The sequence below is a fragment of the Intestinirhabdus alba genome, from assembly GCF_009711095.1.
In the GTDB taxonomy this organism is placed as follows: domain Bacteria; phylum Pseudomonadota; class Gammaproteobacteria; order Enterobacterales; family Enterobacteriaceae; genus Intestinirhabdus; species Intestinirhabdus alba.
Genome location: NZ_WMJZ01000014.1, coordinates 25,949 through 42,735, shown reverse-complemented (window position 1 = coordinate 42,735; position 16,787 = coordinate 25,949). Strand labels below are relative to the sequence as shown.

Below are 16,787 nucleotides of genomic sequence, written 5' to 3'. Positions count from 1 at the left end.
CCTGGCTATACAGGTCAGAATGACGCCCTTCTATTTTTATGTCGGGCTTTTCGATGAAACGTGTTTCTCAACTGACTGCGCTGGCGCTGGCTTTCGGGCTGGCCTGCGCATCCTCCCGGGCCGCCGATACGATCCAGGCGCTTAACTTCCAGCAGCTGCAGCAGGCGCATGGCACCGCTATCGACACGCGGCCCAGCGCCTTCTACAACGGCTGGCCGCAAACCCTGAACGGCCCCTCCGGCCATGAACCCGCCGCGCTGAACCTCTCCGCCAGCTGGCTCGACGACATGAACGATAAGCAGATCGCCGACTGGGTTAAACAGCATCAGCTTAACGCCGGGACACCCGTGGCGCTGTACGGCAGCGAGCGCGAGGTTCAGGCCGTAGAGGCGCGCCTGCGCAGGGCGGGCCTCACTCAGCTCACCACCCTGAGCGACGCGCTGCAGGAGCCGACGCGCCTGCAAAGGCTGCCGCACTTCGAGCAGCTGGTTTATCCGCGCTGGCTGCATAACCTGCAGCAAGGTCGCCACGTTACCGCCGCGCCGGCCGGAAAATGGCGGGTTCTGGAGGCGGGCTGGGGCGCGCCGAAGCTCTATCTGCTCAGTCATATTCCGGGTGCTGATTATATCGATACCAACGAGGTGGAGAGCGAACCGCTGTGGAATAAAGTTTCCGATGCCCAGCTGAAGGTGATGCTGGAGAAGCACGGCATTCGCCATGACACCACGGTTATCCTCTACGGGCGCGACGTTTACGCGGCGGCGCGCGTGGCGCAGATTATGCTGTACGCCGGCGTAAAGGACGTGCGCCTGCTGGACGGCGGCTGGCGGAGCTGGTCCGATGCGAAGCTGCCGGTTGAGCGCGGCACACCGGCAAAGGTGCAGCCGGAGCCTGACTTCGGCGTCACCATCCCGGCCCGGCCGCAGCTGATGCTGAACATCGAACAGGCGCGCGCCCTGCTGCACCGGCAGGACGCTTCGCTGGTCAGCATTCGCTCATGGCCGGAGTTTATCGGTACTACCAGCGGCTACAGCTACATTAAGCCCAAAGGCGAGATCGCCGGCGCGCGCTGGGGACATGCGGGCAGCGATTCCACCCATATGGAAGATTTCCATAACCCCGACGGCACCATGCGCAGCGCGGATGATATCACCGCGATGTGGAAAACGTGGAACATCCGCGCGGATCAGCAGGTCTCCTTCTACTGCGGCACCGGCTGGCGGGCCTCAGAAACCTTTATGTACGCCAGGGCAATGGGCTGGCCGAACATCTCCGTCTACGACGGCGGCTGGTACGAGTGGAGCAGCGACAGCAACAATCCGGTGGTCAGCGGCGAGCGCGGTCCGGAGAGCAGCCTGTAAGCAGACGGCTCTGCCGGCAGGCAGGTAAAAAGCGCCTCTGCCGCCCCGCCGGAGAGCGGGTGGATATCGGCAGAGGTCCGGCGTCCGCCTCAGGCGCGGGGCTGCACCGCCTTCAGCGTCAGATAACCGCTCCAGATCCGCGTCAGGGTCGTCATCCAGCACAGCGCGCCAAAGATCCACGCCAGCAGGGAAAAGTGCTGCGGAAACAGGCAGCACAGCACGAACAGCAGGATCGTCTCCGTCCCCTCCGTCAGCCCACCCAGGTAGTAAAACGACTTATGCGCATAGCCGGGATTGGCAATCTGATGCTTCGCCGCCAGCGCGGCAAAGGCCAGGAAGCTGCTGCCGGTGCCGATAAAGGCAAACAGCAGCCAGCCGCCCGCCAGTGCGTTCTGCTGGGGGGCGGCGAGAATAAAGCCGAACGGCACCAGCGCGTAGAAGAGAAAGTCGAGGGCGATGTCCAGAAAGCCGCCCGCGTCGGTTAACCCCCGCCGCCGCGCCAGCGCGCCGTCCAGCCCGTCGCACAGGCGGTTGAGCACGATGGCGACCAGCGCCGCCGGATACCAGCCCAGCGCCAGCAGCGGCAGCGCCAGCGCGCCGATGGCAAAGCCGGTCAGGGTCAGGCCGTCCGGCGTCAGCGCTGGCTTATCCAGCGCGCCCGCCCAGCGGTGCAGCAGCGGCTTAAGGTGGGGATGCAGATGACGATCAAGCACGCGGCGCTCCTTTCAGGCCATCGCACAGCCCCTGAGAGGGGATCTCCAGCGCGGCGTTGAAGCGCGCCGAGAGATTCTGGAAAGCCAGCAGCGCGGTCATTTCGCTAATCGCTTCATCGCTGAAGTGCTGTTTCATCTGCGCCTTCAGCGCCGCGTCAACCCGGGGCGGCGTCGCGGTCACCGCATCGGCGTAGGCCAGCGCCGCCCGCTCCTCTTCGCTGAACAGGGTGGAGGTGTGCCATGTCGCCACCGCCAGCACCTTCTCCATCGCCCCGCAGCGCTCCGCCAGCCGCAGGCTGTTGGCGTCCACGCAGAACGCGCAGTGGCACACCTGTGACACCCGCGTCATCAGCAGCGCGCGCAGAACCGGCGTCAGCCGCGCGCGTCGACGCTCCAGAAAGCCGACAAACAGCGCCACCAGCCAGAACAGAAACGGCATCCGCCCCCACCAGCGCGTCGGGTTAAGCACCTCGCCGTAGTGTTTTTTCTGGGCGGCGGTAAGGGGTTTTAGCACGGCGGGAAGGCGCATCAGCGGGCTTACCCACGATTGAGGCTTGTTCAACGGCGGCTCCTGAGCTTCAGATTGGATAAAGATAGCGATAGTATGGCTTTTTCTGCCGTTAAATATTGATGAATATAATGAAATCTATCGACGTAGTAGCTGCAATTATTGAATGCGACGGCAAGATCCTGCTGGCGCAGCGGTCGATGCAGGGGGATCAGCCCGGTCTGTGGGAGTTTGCCGGCGGAAAGGTAGAGCCAGGCGAGAGCCAGCCGCAGGCGCTAAAGCGCGAGCTGCACGAAGAGTTAGGCATTCAGGCCCGGGTGGGGCGTTATATCGCCAGCCACCGGCGGAACGTTTCCGGACGCCTTATTCATCTGCACGCCTGGCACGTTGCGGACTGGAGCGGCGCGCTGACCGCCCGCGAGCACCAGGCGCTGGTCTGGCTGCGGCCGGAGGCGGCGCGGCGTTATCCGCTGGCCCCGGCCGACGTCCCGCTGCTGGAGGCTTTTATGGCTTTACGCGACGCCAGAGCAGCGGATTCGTGCTGAGGCTCTGCGCATCGCGCTGGCACTGCAGCAGCACCCCTTCCACCTTGATCACCGCCCCTTCCGAATAGTTTTGATCCTGATAGAGACAGCAGCGCGCGCAGGGCCGGGCGCGCTGGCCGCCGGTATGAAACGCCTCCGGCGGTACGTTGACCTCCACATCCGGACCATAGCGCCGATCGGCCTGGGCGCTGAATGAGATGACCGCTGCCGCGATGAGAAGTAGCTGACGCATAGTTATTCCTTACATTTACAGGTCTGTCTCTACCATAACGGTAGCCGGAAGACAAAACTTTAACGCCGGCAGCCATCGCTTTTAATTATGACCGCCGGAGGATTATTAATTTCCTTAGGGCAAACATTTTTTTCTTGCTTATCGTCACATTGCTGATGGTATAGTCGAAAACTGCAACAGCATAAACATACAAATATCATAAATATATTCCCTAAATAGTTCGGGTGGCAGGACAAAGCGCAGGGCGTTTTGAACCGCCGTCGGCTGCCTCTGGTGAGAGACAGGATATCTCTTATTAATCCCCGGAAGCTTGCTGGAGTGAGTGACCGGGGTGAGACAACTCTGCCCGGTGCAGAGTGGAACGCCGCGGCGTCCCGGTCCCATGCATGGATGAGACGAGCAACCAGAAGCCAGCGCGCAGGCAACCTGAAATATGACGGGCATAACCATATCTATACATAAGAGGCTTTTATATCTATGGATCAGACACATTCTCTGGAGTCGTTTCTTAGCCACGTGCAAAAACGCGACCCGCATCAGACCGAGTTCGCCCAGGCCGTTCGCGAAGTCATGACCACCCTGTGGCCCTTTCTGGAACAGAATCCACGCTATCGTCAGATGTCGCTGCTGGAGCGCCTGGTAGAGCCGGAGCGCGTGATCCAGTTCCGCGTGGTCTGGCTGGACGACCGCAATCAGGTTCAGGTCAACCGCGCATGGCGGGTGCAGTTCAGCTCGGCGATTGGCCCCTATAAGGGCGGAATGCGCTTCCATCCCTCGGTAAACCTCTCCATTCTCAAATTCCTCGGCTTCGAACAAACCTTTAAAAACGCCCTTACCACCCTGCCGATGGGCGGCGGTAAAGGCGGCAGCGATTTCGATCCGAAAGGCAAAAGCGAAGGCGAAGTGATGCGCTTCTGCCAGGCGCTGATGACCGAGCTGTACCGTCACTTAGGCCCGGATACCGACGTGCCCGCCGGGGATATCGGCGTGGGCGGCCGCGAGGTGGGCTTTATGGCCGGGATGATGCGCAAGCTGTCCAACAACAGCGCCTGCGTCTTCACCGGGAAAGGCCTCTCCTTCGGCGGCAGCCTGATCCGCCCGGAAGCCACCGGCTACGGCCTGGTCTACTTTACCGAAGCGATGCTCAAGCGCCACGGTCTGGGCTTCGAAGGGATGCGCGTGGCGGTTTCCGGCTCCGGCAACGTCGCGCAGTTCGCTATTGAAAAGGCGATGGAGTTTGGCGCGCGGGTGGTCACCGCCTCTGATTCCTGCGGCACGGTAGTCGATGAAAGCGGCTTTACGCGGGAGAAGCTGGCGCGCCTGTGCGAAATCAAGGCCAGCCGCGACGGCCGCGTGGCGGACTACGCCCGCGAATTCGGTTTAACTTATCTGGAAGGTAAGCAGCCGTGGTCGGTGCCGGTCGATATCGCCCTGCCCTGCGCCACCCAGAACGAGCTTGACGTTGACGGTGCCCGCCAGCTGATCGCCAACGGCGTGAAGGCGGTTGCGGAAGGGGCAAACATGCCGACCACCATTGAGGCCACCGACCTGTTCCTCGAAGCGGGCGTCCTGTTTGCGCCGGGCAAGGCGGCCAACGCCGGCGGCGTGGCAACCTCCGGGCTGGAGATGGCGCAGAACGCCGCGCGCCTGAGCTGGAAGGCTGAGAAAGTCGACGCCCGCCTGCACCACATCATGCTGGACATTCACCAGGCCTGCGTTGAGTACGGCGGCGAAGAGAAGCAGATCAACTACGTGCGCGGGGCGAACATTGCGGGCTTCGTGAAGGTTGCCGACGCCATGTTCGGCCAGGGCGTCATTTAACGCCCGGCCGGCTAATCGGGCCGGACAGCGGCCCCCTCGCCCGCCTCACCTGAAGGCGGGCTTTTTTTCGCCGCGCGCCTGCGCGTCGGCGCTCTCTTTTTGTCACCGCTCCCCGGCGCAACGATGCCGCGAAAGCTGCGCACCGGCGTACTCCTCGCCTGGTCGATAAGCTGGCGCAGGGTATCGACCAGCGGCTGCATAAAATCCTGATAGCGACACTGCTTTTCGCTGATTTGCGTCAGCACCGACTCCCAGTGGGCGGTCATGTCCGGCCGGGCGGCCATCTCCGGCAGCGAGTGAATAAGCGCCTTCCCGGCGTCGGTGGCGTGAATATAGCGCCCTTTTTTGTTCAGGAAGCCGCGCTTAAACAGCAGTTCGATGATCCCGGCGCGCGTCGCCTCGGTGCCCAGCCCGTCGGTGGCGCGGAGGATCTTTTTCAGATCTTTGTCCTGCACAAAGCGCGCGATGCCGGTCATCGCCGACAGCAGCGTGGCATCGGTAAAATGGCGCGGCGGCTGGGTCTGCCGCTCCACCACCTCGCCCTTCTCGCACAATAGCTCATCGCCCTTTGTCACCACCGGCAGCGGCGTGCCGTCGTTCTCTTCATCCCGCTCTTTATTGCCCAGCAGCGTGCGCCAGCCCGCCTCCGCGAGAAAGCGCGCTTTGGCGACAAATTTGCCTTTGGCGATCTCCAGTTCAATCACGCATTTGCGGAACACCGCGTCGGGGCAGAACTGCATCAAATACTGGCGGGCGATCAGGCCGTAGACCTTCGCTTCGTTGTCGGTCAGGCTAATCGACGTGCTGCGGGCGGTGGGAATAATGGCGTGGTGGGCGTCGACCTTTTTATCGTCCCAGCAGCGGTTGCGGGTATCGGGATTAACCACCGGCTGCGGCAGCAGCGCCGGGGCGTGAACGCCAATGGCGTTGATCACCGCGTGACGCCCGGCGAAATGCTCCTCCGGCAGGTAGCGGCAGTCGGAGCGCGGATAGGTGATAAGTTTGTGGGTTTCATACAGCTTCTGGCAGATATCAAGCACGTTTTGCGCGCTGAGGCCAAAGCGCTTCGCCGCCTCGATCTGCAGCGTAGAAAGGGAGAACGGCAGCGGCGCGGACTCCGTTTCCCGCCTGTCGTTATAGCCGGTCACCCACGCCGGCTGACCGCCAATCCGGTTTACCACATGTTCCGCCAGCGGGCGGTGCAGCAGGCGGCCCTCTTCGTCCTGGTACGGCTCGCACGCTTCGCTCGGCTGCCAGATAGCGATAAAGCGCTCCTCCGCGGGCGTGACGATGTGCGCTCTTACCTCAAAAAAATCCTTTGGGACGAAATTTTCAATCTCCTCGTCGCGGCGCACCACCAGCCCCAGCACCGGCGTCTGCACCCGGCCAACCGACAGTACGCCCTGATAGCCGGCGTTGCGCCCGAGGATAGTGTAAGCGCGGGTCATATTGATGCCGTACAGCCAGTCGGCGCGCGCCCTGGCCAGCGCCGAAACGCACAGCGGCACAAATTCGCTGTTCGAGCGCAGACGCGCGATGGCCCGCTCCACCGCCTGGGGGTTGAGGTCGTTAATCAGACAGCGCTGCACCTGCTGGCGCTTTTCCGGGGCCAACTGCAGATAGTCCAGCACCTCGTCCACCAGCAGTTGGCCTTCGCGATCCGGGTCGCCCGCGTGGACCACTTCGCTGGCCTCGTGCAAAAGGCGCTTGATGACGTTCAGTTGCTTCGTCACCGACGGCCGCGGCTGAAGCCGCCACTTGTCCGGCACGATGGGCAGGTCGGCCAGGTTCCAGCGCGCGTAGCGGCTGTCATAGGCGTCGGGCTGCGCCTGCTCCAGCAGGTGACCAATGCACCAGGTCACCACCTGGCCATTTCCGCACTCGATAAAGCCATCGCCCCGGCGATGCGGCTTTGGCAGCACATCGGCGATGGCGCGGGCGAGGCTCGGCTTTTCGGCAATAAACAACCGCATCGGCTCAGCGGATCTCAACCATGGCGCGGCCGCCGCGGGCTTCAACCAGCTCACCGATGGCCGCGAGATCGATACCATACTCCGCCGCCGCGGCCTTGACCTCCGCCTCCGCATCCGGGGTCACCGCCAGCAGCAGGCCGCCGGAGGTTTGCGGATCGCACAGCAGATTCCGCGCGACGTCCGGCATCTCGCCCATCAGGTGGCCATAGCTGGCGAAGTTACGCCCGGTGCCGCCCGGCACCGCCCCCTGGTGGATATACTCTTCCACCCCCGGCAGCTTCGGCACGCTCTGATAGTCGATCCGCGCCTGGACGCCCGCCCCCTGACACATTTCGCTCAGGTGGCCCAGCAGGCCAAAGCCGGTAACGTCGGTCATCGCCTTCACCCCGGCGATGTTGGCGAACGCGGCCCCGGCGATGTTCATCCGGCACATCACTTCTGTCGCCAGCCCCTGGTGCTCCGGCTTCAGCAGCGACTTTTTCTCGGCGGTGGTCAGTACGCCGATGCCCAGCGGCTTGGTGAGAAACAGTTTGCAGCCGGCATGGGCGGTGCTGTTCTTCTTCACCCGCTCGGTCGGCACCACGCCGGTTACCGCGAGGCCGAAGATCGGCTCCGGCGCGTCGATGGAGTGCCCACCGGCCAGCGCAATGCCGGCCTGTCGGCAGGCGAAACGCCCGCCCTCGGTGACGTCACGGGCGATCTCCGGCGGCAGCTTCTCCAGCGGCCAGCCGAGTATCGCGATCGCCATAATCGGTTTGCCGCCCATCGCGAAGATATCGCTGATGGCGTTGGTCGCCGCGATGCGGCCAAAGTCGAACGGATTATCCACGATCGGCATGAAGAAGTCGGTGGTGCTGATGACGCTGGTGCCGTTGCCCAGATCGTACACCGCCGCGTCGTCACGGGTTTCATTGCCCACCAGCAGATTGGGATCGACAAACTTCGCCTGCTCGCTGTGGAGAATGGTTTCCAGCACTTTAGGGGAAATTTTACAGCCGCAACCAGCGCCGTGGCTGTATTGCGTTAAACGGATAGCTTGCTCGCTCATGGACATCTCCTGTCATTGCAATCGGGCTATGGTAACGCTCATTGGACAATGTAGTAAGAGAGCGTGTCAGAATTCCGTCGTTTTTGCACACAATGCCATCAGTTTCAGCCATTTTCGGACGCGGATGTCCCGCGGCTGGCCAGCCTTCACCAGGCTGGCGGTCGGTTAAAAATAGCTGACGAAGGGCGTCGGGTCCGCCACCCCGAAGGTGGTGGAGGACTTCAGCTGCGGAGTGCCAAGATAGAGAAAACCAACAAGGCTATCCTGCGGGCGGCAGGCAAACGCTTCGCGAACCTGCGGGCTTTCGGTCAACGCGCCGCTGCGCCAGATGCCGCCAAATCCCTGGGCCACCGCCGCCATCTGCATCGCCATCACCGCGCAGCCGGCGGAGAGCACCTGCTCGCGGATCGGCACCTTAGGGTTTTCTTCGCATTTCGCCACCACGGCGACGATCAGCGGCGCGCGAAATGGTGCCCCACGCGCTTTATCCACCGCCTTTCCGTCACCGCCGGCGGCGACCGCCGCTTGTTCCAGCACGGCGCTGAAGCGCTCGCGCCCTTCGCCCTCAATCACATAAAAGCGCCACGGCCGCAGCGACTTATGATCGGGCGCACGCATTCCGGCACGCAGGATATTTTGCAGCTGTTCGCCTGCGGGCGCGGGCACCACCAGACGGGAGGTACTACGACGGTTAAGCAATAGTTCAAGTGCATCCATTTGTTTAGCTCCTGTTTTCAATTTTAAACCCTAAATAATTCGAGTTGCAGGACAAAACGCAGCGCGTTTTGAACAGCCCCGGGGCTGGCCCCGAAGGGGTGAGGCCTTCAGGCCGAATCACGCGGCGACGCAGTGACAAATTCGTCAGGAACGAATTTGAACAGCCGCAGGCTGCCTCTGGTGAGAGACAGGGATGTCTCTCATTAATCCCCGGGAGCTTACTGTAGTAAGTGACCGGGGTGAGCAAGGAAGCCAACGCACATGCAGCTTGAAGTATGACGGGTATATTCACAAACGTAGAGTCTATCCCACCGGGCGTGGTTAGCGCGGACAATTTGAGCACTGACGGCGCAGAGCATACGGGCGCTTCTCAGGGATGATTGTAAAATGCCCGCCGGGATGGCGCTTAACGCCCAGGCGAAATTTGTTACAGCGCGAAGGATGATTCCTGCTGACAAGCGCCCGTCAGGTCATTACGATAACCCATCTTATAAACACCCTGAGCCTGGCGCTTCAGACGCAGCCGGTGCAGAGAGTAGGGATACGGACGGCGCAGAGAGACGGATCACACAGGATAGTGTGTGAAGATCGACGCGCGACGCTCGCCGCTACGGGCTGTCCTGAGGGATATTTACCGCGCCCGCGCGTTTTGTCGGGTACGACCCGGCCGAAAAATGGCAGGCAAAATAGCCCTCATGGGCCAGGCTCTTAGAGCCTGGTTCATCAGGCGTTATTGACGCAGCCAGTTTGGACACGGACAGCGCACAGAAACCGGAGCGTACACGCAGTACGTGAGGATGATTCGCGATGCTCACCCTTCGGGCCGCCCTGAAGGGCGTTCAAAACGCGATGCGTTTTGTGCGAGCACTGCCCAGGTCCAAAATGGCAAGTGAAATAGTCCTGATGGCCAGGCTCTTAATCCGGCGTCTTTTTTACATGAGGTAGGGAGAATACATGCAGACCCTGTGGCAATTTATTGCGGGATTTTTTAAATGGACATGGCGAATAATTAACTTCGTCCGCGAGCTGGTGCTCAACCTGTTCTTTATTTTTGTAGTGCTTATCGGCGTCGGCATCTGGCTGCAGATCGACAACAATAACAGCAGCGAGCAGGTGAGCCGCGGCGCGCTGCTGTTGGATATTTCCGGCGTGATTGTTGATAAACCCTCCTCTGCCAGCCGGCTGAGCGCGGTGACCCGCCAGCTGTTCGGCGTCAGCGCCGATCGCCTGCAAGAGAACTCGCTGTTTGATATCGTTAACGCCATTCGTCAGGCGAAGAACGATCGCAATATTACCGGCATCGTGATGGATTTAAAAAATTTCGCCGGGGCCGATCAGCCGTCGATGCAGTATATCGGCAAGGCGCTGCGCGAGTTTCGCGACAGCGGGAAGCCGGTGTTCGCCGTGGGCGACAGCTACAGCCAGGGCCAGTACTATCTGGCCAGCTTCGCCGATAAAATCTGGCTCTCGCCACAGGGGGTCGTCGATCTTCACGGCTTCGCCACCAACGGCCTCTACTATAAGACGCTGCTGGATAAGCTGAAGGTTTCTACCCATATTTTCCGCGTCGGCACCTATAAATCCGCCGTCGAGCCGTTTATTCGCGACGATATGTCACCGGCGGCGCGCGAGGCGGACGGCCGCTGGATCGGCGTGCTGTGGCAAAATTACCTTAATACCGTGGCGGCAAACCGAAACATCCCCGCCCGGCAGGTGTTCCCCGGTGCCCAGGGGCTGCTGGAGGGCCTGCGGAAAGCGGATGGCGACACCGCGCAATATGCGCTGAAGGCTAAGCTGGTGGACGAGCTGGCCTCCGGCGCGGAGGTGGAAAAAGCGCTGAGCAAACGCTTCGGCTGGAGCACGGCGGAGAACAACTACCGCGCCATCAGCTATTACGACTATTCGCTGAAAAGCCCGCCCACCGCCGGCGGCACCATTGCCGTTATCTTCGCCAGCGGGGCCATCATGGACGGCGAAGAGACGCCGGGCAACGTCGGTGGCGATACGACCGCCTCGCAAATCCGCGACGCGCGGCTCGATCCGGACGTGAAGGCTATCGTGCTGCGGGTTAACAGTCCGGGCGGCAGTGTGACCGCCTCGGAAACCATCCGCGCCGAGCTGGCGGCGGCAAAGGCCGCCGGTAAACCGATCGTGGTATCGATGGGCGGCATGGCGGCCTCCGGCGGTTACTGGATCTCCACCCCGGCAGACTATATCGTGGCGAACCCGAGCACCCTCACCGGCTCCATCGGCATTTTTGGCATTATCAATACCGTTGAAAATAGCCTGGACGCCATTGGCGTGCATACCGACGGGGTGGCTACCTCCCCGCTGGCGGACATCTCAATGACCAAAGCGCTGCCGCCGGAAGTCCGGCAAATGATGCAGCTCAGTATCGAAAGCGGCTATAAGCGCTTTATTACCCTCGTGGCCGACGCGCGGAAATCCACGCCGGAGCGGATTGATAACATCGCCCAGGGCCACGTCTGGACCGGTCAGGATGCAAAGGCCAACGGCCTGGTGGACAGCCTCGGCGATTTCGACGACGCGGTGGAAAAGGCTGCTGAACTGGCGAAGCTGAAAAAGTGGCACATCGACTATTACGAGGAAGAACCATTGCTTATCGACCGGATGATGAACAATATATCCACCGCCGTACGGGCGAGCCTGCCCCAGGCCTTCCAGGCGCTGCTGCCGGCACCGCTGGCGACGGCCGCCGGGGCGGTAAAGGCCGAGGGCGATAAGCTGGCGGCATTTAACGATCCGCAAAACCGCTATGCCTTCTGTCTGACCTGCGCGAACGTGCGCTAAAAGCAACCTGCAGCCGTAGAGCAGCCACGCTCTGCGGCATTTTTTTGTCCTGAATCCCTAATGAGCTTGTATTTAAACAGTTAATCGCCAGACTACTTTGCCAATTTTAAGGATTCCTCCTTATTTCGCTATGGCGACGATCCGCCGCACACTATCGATAAAAGTGTTCGCGTTGTGCCCGCGGTGGCCTACAAACTGAAGGATTAACCGCCGCCTCTTCTGCCGTAGAGCTACGATCCGGGTGCACATCCCCCATGCCACGTATATACTTGTGCCCTCAACATTATCCACATCAATAATATGCAGAAGAAATCGATCTACGTTGCCTACACCGGCGGCACCATCGGGATGCAGCGTTCAGAACAGGGATATATTCCCGTTTCCGGCCATCTGCAGCGCCAGCTGGCGCTGATGCCGGAGTTTCATCGCCCGGAGATGCCGGACTTCACCATTCATGAATACCAGCCGCTGATGGACTCCTCCGATATGACGCCGGCAGACTGGCAGCATATCGCCGATGATATCCGGACGCATTACGATCGCTACGACGGCTTCGTGATCCTCCACGGCACCGACACTATGGCCTTTACTGCCTCCGCCCTCTCCTTCATGCTGGAGAACCTCGGCAAGCCGGTAATTGTGACAGGGTCACAAATACCGCTGGCCGAGCTGCGCTCGGACGGACAGACCAATCTGCTGAACGCGCTGTACGTGGCGGCCAACTATCCGATCAACGAGGTGACCCTGTTTTTTAATAACCGGCTCTATCGCGGTAACCGCACCACCAAGGCCCACGCCGACGGCTTTGACGCTTTCGCCTCGCCAAACCTGCCGCCGCTGCTGGAGGCGGGCATCCATATTCGCCGCTCCGCGACGCCGCCTGCGCCGCGAAGTGAGGGGGCGCTGAGGGTTCACCCCGTCACCCCGCAGCCCATCGGCGTGGTGACGATCTATCCGGGCATTTCCGCCGGGGTGGTGCGCAACTTTCTGCGCCAGCCGGTGAAGGCGCTGATCCTGCGCTGCTACGGCGTGGGCAACGCGCCGCAAAACAGCGCGTTTCTTGAGGTGCTGGCCGAAGCCAGCGCCCGCGGGATCGTGGTGGTCAACCTGACGCAGTGTATGTCCGGTAAAGTGAATATGGGCGGCTATGCCACCGGCAGCGCGCTGGCCCAGGCCGGGGTGATTGGCGGCGCGGATATGACCGTTGAAGCCGCGCTGACCAAGCTGCACTATCTGCTGAGCCAGGGGCTGGATACGGAAGCGATCCGCCTGGCGATGATGCAAAATCTGCGCGGCGAGCTGACACCGGATGAATGAGAAATAAGAAGTTTCGGGTCACCACCAGCCTCAGAATTGTTTGCAGCATCTTCAATAAGATATGATGCGTTGCTCATATAACCACCAAATTCATGAGGGATTATGGCAAAGGGATACTTTCTCTATCATCTGGATAAAACCACCTGCGGAGGCCGCATTCTTTCTGGTGCCAGCGACGACGTTTATATCATTGGCGGCGTGGCGCGTCAGCAGGTCAGGGTGGGCGATCCGGTAAGCTGTGGCGTGCATAAGGGACAGTTCCGCGTCTGCGGCGGCATGGGGGACACCTACACCGTAGGCGGTGCCCCGAAAGTGTGGGCGGGATCACTGGACAGCTTCAGCTCCTGCCCGTGCCGCGCCCGCTTTATACCTTCCGTTCTCACGCACACCTACGACAGTCACGCTAATGCCGGACGCGCCGCCGAACGCGAGCAGACCGCAAAGCAGCAGAAACTAAGAGAGGCGAAGGACAAAGGCATTGAGCCAATGCCGATCCCGGTGCGGATTTACCAGACAAAGAACCAGATGGATGACTATCAGGCGAAGGACATGCGTCACGGCGATCTGGATATCCGGACGCTTAAAGTGCGTTTTCGTATCGATGTGAATACGGTATCAACAAAGGTTAATCCGCGCACCCTGATGGAAAAGCCACCGCTTAACCCCTGGCCCCTTTTATCCCCGGATGAGCGGGCCATGCTGCCGGAGGAGCCTGCCAGAAAGGTGAGTAAAGAGGAAAGCGCGGGGCTGATGTTTGATGAGTTCCGGTCGCTGGCGCAGGTGTATTCATTCCACGGCCCCTATAAAGACATCATTACGGAGATGATTAACCACATGCAGGGCAACAGCGGCAGGCCGTACAGCAGCCCGCTGCTGGACAGGGCGCTGAAAGAGCAGATCCTGAACGATCGCTCCAGGCAAAGTTCTTTGCTGAAGATTAAAGGTATTCTGCATGATGCAATCAATTATGAGTATGGCTTTATCCCGCTGAGTAAAAAGGGCGATTACTCGATGAAAAGGGTAATTTTAAGGAGCTTAACACAACAGTTCTGCCTAAATTTGACCGTTGGATCGACCGGACTAACGGGCTGGTGATTACCGTTCATGATACCTGGGCGACGCATATCACGCTGGCGTCGCTGGAGGTGACGGGGGAGAGCTTCCGGGCAAAGGTGCATTACCGTGTTCAGGACCACTTTGGTCTTGATGATACTGATGTACTGAACCCGCTATACCGGGAGTTCCGTATCTTCCGGCTGTGGTTCACGCTTCAGCGCTGGAATGAATACGGTTACCGGCCATTTATCACCGAAATGAATGCAACAGTAGAAATTACCGGGAGGCGGGGTGAATAAGCGACTCATCTCTGGCGCTATTGCGGCGACGGTCTGTGGTTATCTGCTCTGGCACTCCCTGACCCCGGTTGAGATCGTGGCCGTCCACGATAACGATATTATTCTGGTCAGACATTTTCCGTACCTGAAAAGCCGCCAGATAGCCTGGTGGGAAGCCAATAAAGACATGATAAAGGCGAAATATGGTGTTCCTCACAAATCTGAAGATGGCTATTACAGTGTAAACATTATGGACTTTGGCGACGGGTATCGTATCGACAGAGGGACGGATGAAGATTCGGATCTACTTTGCTTCGATGATATGACGGCTGCCGCCCGATGTATTGAAAAAAAACCGCTTCGCTGGATTGGATGGAGTAAAAATGAAGGGCAGTTTTACCGCTAATCATGCCCGTTTTAAAAAGCACATCTTTAGCTGTTTTTTCTCTAAAGTTGAGCTTAGCGGGCTGGCGCGGCGCTGCATCCTTTGCTGAAGCAAAGGGCGCTGGCGGCGAGGGGAAAATCCGCAGATGGATAGCTACAGCGCCCTTATCGATAACGGGCGGCGTCAGAAAACCGCCCTTGACGGCTGCCGCGATGTAAATCTTTAGCCTGCGGACAGCGCCCGCAGTTTTATGGATATGGCGGCGGCGGGCGCAACGCTCTGCACGCTGGCCGACCTGAAAGAGCTCCAGGGTTAGGCCCCGCGCCTTAGCTCAGCCCGGAGATCGCCTCCAGCGAAACCTTTCGCGTTTCAATACCAAAGAAATACAGAATCAGCGCGCACAGCACCAGCAGCACTCCCAGCACCATAAACACGGTAACGGAGCCATACCGCGTCAGCAGCAGCGCCACGCCGTAAGGGGTAAAGACGGCGACCATGCGCCCCACCGCGTTAACAAACCCCGATCCGCGCAGCCGTAAATGCGTTGGCCACAGCTCCGGCACGTACACCGCCGAAGCAAAACAGACGTACATGTAGAGAAAAAAGATCATTACCAGGCCGTAGCCGAGGATAGCCCACTCGGCGGTCTGAATCGAATAAACATAGCCCAGCAGCGCGATAACCATCAGCAGCGATGAACCAAACAGGCGGCGGGGAAAACGGTCAATAATCAGGGTGGCGATAAAGATCCCCACCGGCGCGCCAATCATCATAATCGCGGTCATCAGAATGGATTTACCGACGTCAATACCGGAGTTAACAAATATCGTCGGGATCCATACGGTGATGGTGTAAAGAGATATGTTCATGGCGATCAGAACGGTAATGGCCACCAGCGTGCGGCGCAGCATCTGCCCCCGGAACAGCAGCAGGAAGGCACCGCTCTCCCCCTCCCCGCCGGCGCGGGGTTCGCACCGTGGAGTCGGCAGAACGATGTTGTGCTCTTTCTCTATTTGATGCTCGATGGCGTGCATATGCGCTTCGGCAGTCCGCTGCCGGCCTTTTCCCGCCAGCCACCTTGGCGACTCGGTAAAGTATCTTCCGGAAAGCAACCAGGCCACGAGAATCCCCACGCCGCCCAGCAGGAACATCATTCGCCAGCTCAGCAGGGCGATCACCACCACGCCGATCGCCGCCGACAGCATTGGCGACCAGTTGCCAACAAACGAGAGGCGGGCGGACCATTTGCCGCGTACCTCCGCCGGGATAAACTCGGTGAACGAGGCGTAGCCCACCATAATCAACGCCCCCATCCCCGTCCCCATCAGGCAGCGAAAGAAGATAAGCCAGTACATATTGGGAACAAAGGCGGCGGCGGTGGCGGAGAGGCCCACAATCAGCAGGTTTATACGAAATGCTTTGCGGCGGCCGAGATAATCGCCAACAAATCCGCCGGTAAGCGAGCCGATAAAATAGCCAAACATCAGCGCGGAGGTGAAGGCGGCATTAAGAAAATTATTTGACCAGCCGTTGCTGACCAGTTTCGCCAGCACCACATTACCGGAATAGCTCAGAAATCCCGTCAGCAGCAGGCTGAAGCTGATAATCCCGAAAATACGATAATGAAAACGCGATAAAGGCAAGCGTTCTAATCTTGCACCGATTTGTTGATAGTTTTCCATTCAGATGCCTCGAATATCGCCTGTACCCTTATTTATTCCGGCTGTCTGAAATAATCCGCAGACAGATTTAAATCGCGGCGGCACTACTGTATAGCCGCTACGGGCCTACGCTCTGCCGCACATTTCTAAACATAGCCGCGGCGCGCAGGACAACGACAGAATAATGTCTACGCCTGCGCCGCCTGAAAAAATCGGGTATCATTATTTTTTATTAATTACGGCGATAGCAGCCTGTTCCTGCCGCCATCCCCCTAATCCCTTTTAACGCCTGTTTTTTTTACGCGGCGTAGCCGTTGACGGTTTGACGCTACGCCGCGGCGACTGCTGAAAATTGCGCCAT

General features: G+C 59.8%; 15 protein-coding genes and 1 pseudogene. 9 read left to right on the top strand and 7 right to left on the bottom strand.

Translation table 11 applies throughout. The annotated features are described in order from the left end of the window. Positions 1 to 53: 53 nt before the first annotated feature. Complete coding sequence (locus GJV78_RS11450) at positions 54 to 1,361, top strand: sulfurtransferase (protein WP_155108475.1); 1,308 nt, start codon at positions 54 to 56, stop codon at positions 1,359 to 1,361. Positions 1,362 to 1,450: 89 nt separating this feature from the next. On the opposite strand, the gene GJV78_RS11445 is transcribed toward GJV78_RS11450, so the two are convergent. Both GJV78_RS11445 and GJV78_RS11440 read right to left on the bottom strand, forming a co-directional pair. Beyond that, on the bottom strand, positions 1,451 to 2,074 hold the full coding sequence (locus tag GJV78_RS11445) for a CDP-alcohol phosphatidyltransferase family protein (RefSeq protein ID WP_167519522.1): 624 nt from the start codon (positions 2,072 to 2,074) through the stop codon (positions 1,451 to 1,453). Then, positions 2,067 to 2,636: a carboxymuconolactone decarboxylase family protein gene (locus GJV78_RS11440; protein ID WP_155108474.1), complete on the bottom strand. Its 570-nt coding sequence runs from the start codon at positions 2,634 to 2,636 to the stop codon at positions 2,067 to 2,069. The genes GJV78_RS11445 and GJV78_RS11440 overlap by 8 nt, the downstream gene beginning before the upstream one ends. A 77-nt stretch (positions 2,637 to 2,713) precedes the next feature. Between GJV78_RS11440 and GJV78_RS11435 the strand changes: the two genes are divergently transcribed. Beyond that, positions 2,714 to 3,127: a pyrimidine (deoxy)nucleoside triphosphate diphosphatase gene (locus GJV78_RS11435; protein WP_155108473.1), complete on the top strand. Its 414-nt coding sequence runs from the start codon at positions 2,714 to 2,716 to the stop codon at positions 3,125 to 3,127. Here GJV78_RS11435 and GJV78_RS11430 read toward each other — a convergent pair. Further along, on the bottom strand, positions 3,087 to 3,359 hold the full coding sequence (locus tag GJV78_RS11430) for a YnjH family protein (protein ID WP_155108472.1): 273 nt from the start codon (positions 3,357 to 3,359) through the stop codon (positions 3,087 to 3,089). The genes GJV78_RS11435 and GJV78_RS11430 overlap by 41 nt on opposite strands. A 477-nt stretch (positions 3,360 to 3,836) precedes the next feature. Between GJV78_RS11430 and gdhA the strand changes: the two genes are divergently transcribed. Then, a complete protein-coding gene (gdhA, locus tag GJV78_RS11425; RefSeq protein ID WP_155108471.1) occupies positions 3,837 to 5,180 on the top strand; it encodes an NADP-specific glutamate dehydrogenase in 1,344 nt (447 codons plus the stop codon). An 11-nt stretch (positions 5,181 to 5,191) separates the two neighbouring features. Here gdhA and GJV78_RS11420 read toward each other — a convergent pair whose 3' ends face one another. From GJV78_RS11420 to GJV78_RS11410, 3 genes are all read right to left on the bottom strand, one after another. After that, complete coding sequence (locus GJV78_RS11420; RefSeq protein ID WP_155108470.1) at positions 5,192 to 7,153, bottom strand: DNA topoisomerase III; 1,962 nt, start codon at positions 7,151 to 7,153, stop codon at positions 5,192 to 5,194. A gap of 4 nt (positions 7,154 to 7,157) precedes the next feature. Then, positions 7,158 to 8,201 carry a selenide, water dikinase SelD gene (gene selD, locus GJV78_RS11415; protein WP_155108469.1) on the bottom strand — a complete coding sequence of 348 codons (1,044 nt, stop codon included), beginning with the start codon at positions 8,199 to 8,201 and terminating at the stop codon, positions 7,158 to 7,160. Between the two features lie 165 nt (positions 8,202 to 8,366). Further along, positions 8,367 to 8,918 (bottom strand): NAD(P)H nitroreductase, encoded by a 552-nt coding sequence (locus tag GJV78_RS11410; RefSeq protein WP_155108468.1) that lies wholly within the window; start codon positions 8,916 to 8,918, stop codon positions 8,367 to 8,369. 954 nt (positions 8,919 to 9,872) lie between these two features. Between GJV78_RS11410 and sppA the strand changes: the two genes are divergently transcribed. The 6 genes and pseudogenes from sppA to GJV78_RS23595 form a co-directional block, all read left to right on the top strand. Then, positions 9,873 to 11,729, top strand: coding sequence for a signal peptide peptidase SppA (sppA, locus tag GJV78_RS11405; RefSeq protein WP_155108467.1), 1,857 nt, complete (start codon positions 9,873 to 9,875; stop codon positions 11,727 to 11,729). Positions 11,730 to 12,029: 300 nt separating this feature from the next. Further along, entirely contained in the window at positions 12,030 to 13,046 is a 1,017-nt protein-coding gene (gene ansA / locus GJV78_RS11400) for an asparaginase (protein WP_155108466.1), read from the top strand. 102 nt (positions 13,047 to 13,148) lie between these two features. Then, positions 13,149 to 14,141 (top strand): PAAR domain-containing protein, encoded by a 993-nt coding sequence (locus GJV78_RS11395; RefSeq protein ID WP_230979120.1) that lies wholly within the window; start codon positions 13,149 to 13,151, stop codon positions 14,139 to 14,141. Beyond that, entirely contained in the window at positions 14,096 to 14,401 is a 306-nt protein-coding gene (locus GJV78_RS23600; RefSeq protein ID WP_330998802.1) for a DUF3289 family protein, read from the top strand. Before GJV78_RS11395 ends, GJV78_RS23600 begins: the two co-directional genes overlap by 46 nt. Continuing rightward, complete coding sequence (locus GJV78_RS11390; RefSeq protein WP_167519521.1) at positions 14,394 to 14,786, top strand: DUF943 family protein; 393 nt, start codon at positions 14,394 to 14,396, stop codon at positions 14,784 to 14,786. The genes GJV78_RS23600 and GJV78_RS11390 overlap by 8 nt, the downstream gene beginning before the upstream one ends. A gap of 63 nt (positions 14,787 to 14,849) precedes the next feature. Next, positions 14,850 to 15,081: pseudogene (locus tag GJV78_RS23595) on the top strand (bifunctional nicotinamidase/pyrazinamidase); the annotation flags it as partial. A gap of 10 nt (positions 15,082 to 15,091) precedes the next feature. Here GJV78_RS23595 and GJV78_RS11385 read toward each other — a convergent pair. Then, positions 15,092 to 16,447, bottom strand: coding sequence for an MFS transporter (locus GJV78_RS11385; protein ID WP_155108465.1), 1,356 nt, complete (start codon positions 16,445 to 16,447; stop codon positions 15,092 to 15,094). Between the last annotated feature and the right edge of the window lie 340 nt (positions 16,448 to 16,787).